The 4467-nt window shown below is 43.9% G+C and carries 4 protein-coding genes and 1 pseudogene; 4 read left to right on the top strand and 1 reads right to left on the bottom strand.

What is annotated here, in order from left to right; genetic code table 11:
* The first annotated feature begins 147 nt into the window (after nucleotides 1-147).
* Both A3757_RS13590 and ccoG read left to right on the top strand, forming a co-directional pair.
* Nucleotides 148-1644, top strand: coding sequence for a sigma-54-dependent Fis family transcriptional regulator (locus A3757_RS13590; RefSeq protein WP_231878278.1), 1497 nt, complete (start codon nucleotides 148-150; stop codon nucleotides 1642-1644).
* A gap of 211 nt (nucleotides 1645-1855) precedes the next feature.
* A complete protein-coding gene (gene ccoG / locus A3757_RS13585) occupies nucleotides 1856-3328 on the top strand; it encodes a cytochrome c oxidase accessory protein CcoG (protein ID WP_231872288.1) in 1473 nt (490 codons plus the stop codon).
* 118 nt (nucleotides 3329-3446) lie between these two features.
* Here the strand turns inward: ccoG and A3757_RS13580 are convergent, their stop codons facing one another.
* The gene (locus tag A3757_RS13580; protein WP_068553478.1) at nucleotides 3447-3824 is read right to left on the bottom strand and encodes a PilZ domain-containing protein; all 378 of its coding nucleotides are present in this window, start codon (nucleotides 3822-3824) and stop codon (nucleotides 3447-3449) included.
* Between the two features lie 208 nt (nucleotides 3825-4032).
* Here A3757_RS13580 and A3757_RS28120 point away from each other — a divergent pair, with 208 nt between their 5' ends.
* Both A3757_RS28120 and A3757_RS26845 read left to right on the top strand, forming a co-directional pair.
* Entirely contained in the window at nucleotides 4033-4269 is a 237-nt protein-coding gene (locus tag A3757_RS28120) for a CBS domain-containing protein (RefSeq protein WP_082865199.1), read from the top strand.
* Nucleotides 4179-4467 (top strand): annotated as a pseudogene (locus tag A3757_RS26845) (endonuclease); the annotation flags it as partial. The gene A3757_RS28120 and the pseudogene A3757_RS26845, both read left to right, overlap by 91 nt.

Below are 4467 nucleotides of genomic sequence, written 5' to 3'. Positions count from 1 at the left end.
GTCGTTGTTATTTTACTACTGACTATCTTGCTTATAACTACTTTGTTTATAGCTGTTTTTTAATAACTATGAGCGTATCAGGCTTGCTAGAGGCGAGCCTTGCTTTAGATCAATTGAGCTTTATTGAGTGGACTGAAGACGGCTGGCTTGAATTGGGTTAACCTAAGCTTTCTACTTGAGCAAGTTGAGAGGCTAGTTATGGCATTCACCGAAATGTCTAATGAATCGGATGCACTGAAAAAACGCTACGAGCTTATCCTGACGTCTATTGGTGAAGGTGTTTACGGTCTTGATAAAAACGGTTTAACCACTTTCGTGAATCCAGCCGCCGAACGAATGACCGGGTGGCTGGAAGAAGACCTTATTGGCAAAATAGTTCATGAGTTTCATCATCATTCCCATGAAGATGGTCGTCATTACCCAGTGCATACTTGCCCTGTCTATCAAACAGTAAAAGACGGTGTTCAGCGTGAAGTCGATAATGAGGTTTTTTGGCGCAAAGACGGTTCGCAGTTTCCTGTAGAGTATATCGCAACAGCTATTGAGCATGAGGGTGAGATAGTCGGTGCTGTGATTGTGTTTAAGGATATCTCGGAACGGAAACGCTCAGAGCGGGAGTTAAAGTCTGCGCTGCGTCAGGTAGAAGAATTGAAGGAGCAATTACAGGCCGAGAATCGCTACCTGATGGATGAGATCCAGTCTCAGCATAACTACGCCAAGATGATTGGCCAGGGGCCTGCTCTTGATCAGATTCATACGCAGATCGAGCATGTTGCACCCACCGACTCGTCTGTATTAATTCAAGGGGAAAGCGGCACGGGTAAAGAGTTGATCGCGAGGTCTATTCACGGCGCTAGCCGTCGTCGAGACCGTCCTTTAGTAAAAGTTAACTGTGGTGCTATTGCGCCGAACCTGGTTGAAAGCGAGTTGTTTGGCCATGAAAAAGGGGCCTTTACTGGCGCAGTGAAACAGCGCATTGGCCGTTTTGAATTGGCTGATGGCGGTACAATTTTTCTTGATGAGGTGGGCGAGCTGCCTTTGGATATTCAAGTAAAATTGCTAAGGGTTCTCCAGGAGGGAGAGTTTGAACGCTTAGGCAGTAGTGAAACTTTGCATGTTGATGTTCGGGTTATCGCCGCGACCAATCGTAATATGGCTGATATGCTAGAGCAGGGTGAATTTCGTAATGACCTGTATTATCGGCTTAGCGTTTTTCCTATTCAGGCACCTAGTTTACGCCAGCGAAAAGAGGACATTCCTTTACTTGTAGAGCATATTCTGAATGCTCTGAATTTAAGGTTAGCAAAAAATTTCACGCATATTTCCCCAGCGGCCTTACAGCAGTTGTGTGATTATGATTGGCCTGGCAATATCAGAGAGCTTCAAAACGTCATCGAGCGGGCTGCGATTGTTTGTACGCCACCTATTCTTGATGTTGCCCCCATCCCTTCTGCACCTAAAAAACGAAGAAACTCCCATGCAGCCGTCTTGGTGACGCTTAAAGAGGCGGAAGCAAACCATATTAAAGAGGCGCTGAGACAGACTGGCGGTATGATAGCGGGAAAGCAAGGAGCTGCTGAATTGCTTGATTTGCCACCAAGTACCCTTCGTTCCAAGATGAAAAAGCTTGGTGTTAGTGCTTAAGGTTTAGTTTGTCTAAATTTAAATGTGGGCGCGATATATCGCTTTATGGCGAAATGTCGTGTCTTAATGTCGTTTTTTAATCCTTCTTTTGAACACCTGTTCCTCTGTAAATTTTTAATAAAAACAAAGCTTTATTTGTTTTGTAGGTGCTTGGCCTAAGTGTTGCAATAGTTTTCTTAAATTGAACTATAAATTCTCTAAAGTGTTTTGATTGTCAGTAATTAATCAGCCTGAAGAGAGGCAAACAAAAGGTAGCTATATGACTTCAACTATCCCGGTTGTGGATGTCTCTGATAGTGAAGCGAAACAGAAAGATAAGACTGTCGAACATGAGCTTTATGCTTCGCGTGAAAAGATTTATGTTCGAAAGATCACCGGTTTTTTCCAAACAGTGCGTAAGCGTTCGCTTACCTTGCTGTTAGCAATGTACTTTGTTCTAGCTTGGGTAAATTATGATGGCAAACCGCTTATCTTGTTTGATTTGAGTGAGCGTAAATTTCATTTATTTGGTGCCGTCTTCTGGCCTCAGGACTTTACCTTACTGGCTTTTGCATTAATTATTTGCGCCTTTGGTCTGTTCTTTATTACCTCTCTTTTTGGTCGTGTTTGGTGTGGCTATAGTTGCCCGCAAACGGTTTGGTCATTTATGTTTATGTGGCTTGAGGATTTGTTTGAAGGAAGCCGAAACAAGCGAATCAAGTTGGATAAAAACAAGTGGGATCTTGAAAAACTGATTAAGAAAAGCGCTAAGCACTTAAGCTGGCTGGCATTAGCTTTTGCGACCGGGCTTACCTTTGTTGGTTATTTTTATCCGATTAGAGAATTGATTGCTGATGTTTTTACGCTGTCTGTTGTCAGCGGGTGGGCGATATTCTGGGTTGGCTTTTTTACGGTAGCAACCTACATCAATGCTGGTTGGATGCGTGAGCAAGTGTGTATCTATATGTGCCCTTATGCACGCTTTCAGTCCGTAATGTTTAATGAGAATACCATGATCGTCGGCTACGACAAGGCGCGCGGAGAACCGAGAGGCAAGCCTTCTCGGGCGCAGCCAAAGTCGAGCCTGGGAGCCTGTGTCGACTGCAGTTTATGTGTGCAGGTTTGCCCGACCGGTATCGATATTCGTGATGGTCTTCAGTATGAATGCATTGGCTGTGCCTTGTGTGTGGATGCTTGCGACAGTGTGATGAACAAGCTTAAGTATGAGACCGGGCTAATTCGCTACGCTTCTGAAAAAGAATTTGAACAAGGTGAGCGCCCGAAAATGATTGATAGCCGTTCAATAGGCTATGGTGTTCTGATGCTGGTGGTTGTTGGGGTGTTCTCATCCTTCCTGATCACTCGGCCTTTAGCTGAGCTTTCAGTGTTAAGGGATCGGGGTGCATTATATTACGAAAACGGTATGGGGATGATTGAGAATAACTACACCTTGAAACTGGTGAATAAGCTTGAGACGCCAGTGAGCTACCGCCTGTCAGTTGAAGGTGATATCGCGCTGAATATGTCAGTGAACACAGTGGAAGCGGGGCCAGGAGAGTTAAAGGAAGTGCCTGTAACTGTTGAAGTATCACCCGATGTAATTAAGACGGCTAACAATGCCATCACTTTTAAGGTTCAGTCTGCATCGAATCCTGATTTGCATGCTGATGCTAGCAGTAAGTTTTTAGGGCCGGTTGCTTATTAATGAGTGACTACCTCCTTTTCAAGAGGCAAGTTGTTCCTGGTTGTGAGTGAACTTGTAATGCCTCTTTTCGTGCTTATTGAACCTGTGGCGGGTCAATAAGCACGCTTTTTTTTGCTTTCTAAGATGCGAGCTTGTCGAGTTTTTGCTCCATTTCAAGTAGAGCGGTGATGAGAGTTTGGCCTTGAGCATTGCTTTCAACAAAGCGTAATCCACAACGAAACCCTTCATCACTTGTTGCGCGATTACAAACAAAACCTTCTACATTTACCTCATGGCCTGACTGGTCAGACAGCATCAAGCTCAATGTATCGCCAACTCTAAAACTATGGTCACTGCATAGGGCGAGACCATATCGATTAAAGTCGACTATGTTCAATTTATTATTGTCGCTTGGTGCTGAGGATGATTGAGATTTCAAGGTGATAGAAATATTAGATGAATCATAGCGATGACAACGTCTTCGTTCTTGTGCTTGTCGACCAGCTTTCTTATTCATACTTGCCTCTCTATTTGCTTAAACTGTCTGACAATCCCTTGCTTTCAGTTTAGGAGAGAATTTAAGGTTCAGCCACTATCAAGGTCTCTATCAAATGTAAGGTGCTCAAATTGATCCATATCAAACGCTAAGGATTTGACAGTGCCACTTCTGATAGCAGTGAACTATGCTCCTAACAAAACAATCGTATTTAAGTCAGGAGCATTAAATGATTAGTCTTGAAGATATTATGACGACAGAGGTGACCACCCTAAGTAAACATCATTCAGTGTTGGATGCTAGGGAACTTATGAGTAACAAGGGGATTCGCCATATCCCAATTACTGATGCACAAGGGATTGGAATTTCAGCTACATGTGGTTGTCTGCAGAGAACGACCCTTGGCAATATGATCGTGACATTCATACGATTGCACGAGACTTCGATGGCAAGGCCTCTACGCTAGCGTATCGTTCTGAATACGCACGTGTTTCAGGTGATGACATTCACTACGTCATTGATAACGACTTTGAGCTAGAAACGCGCGAAGAGAGCAATAACAACTTCAAGGTTTTGACCTATAACGTTTGGAACCTGCTACCCGGTATTACCTCAAAGAATACACATCCTCGCCTGGATACCATCGCAGAGCTTGTAAAAGGCT

Source organism: Oleiphilus sp. HI0117, from assembly GCF_001635235.1.
The sequence above is the reverse complement of the archived record's forward strand: the minus strand, read 5'-3'. Positions and strand labels throughout refer to the sequence as shown.

Coding starts and splice junctions, on each gene's coding strand:
- A3757_RS28120 (WP_082865199.1), top strand. CDS start 4,033: ATGATTAGTCTTGAAGATATTATGACGACAGAGGTGACCACCCTAAGT.
- A3757_RS13580 (WP_068553478.1), bottom strand. CDS start 3,824: ATGAATAAGAAAGCTGGTCGACAAGCACAAGAACGAAGACGTTGTCAT.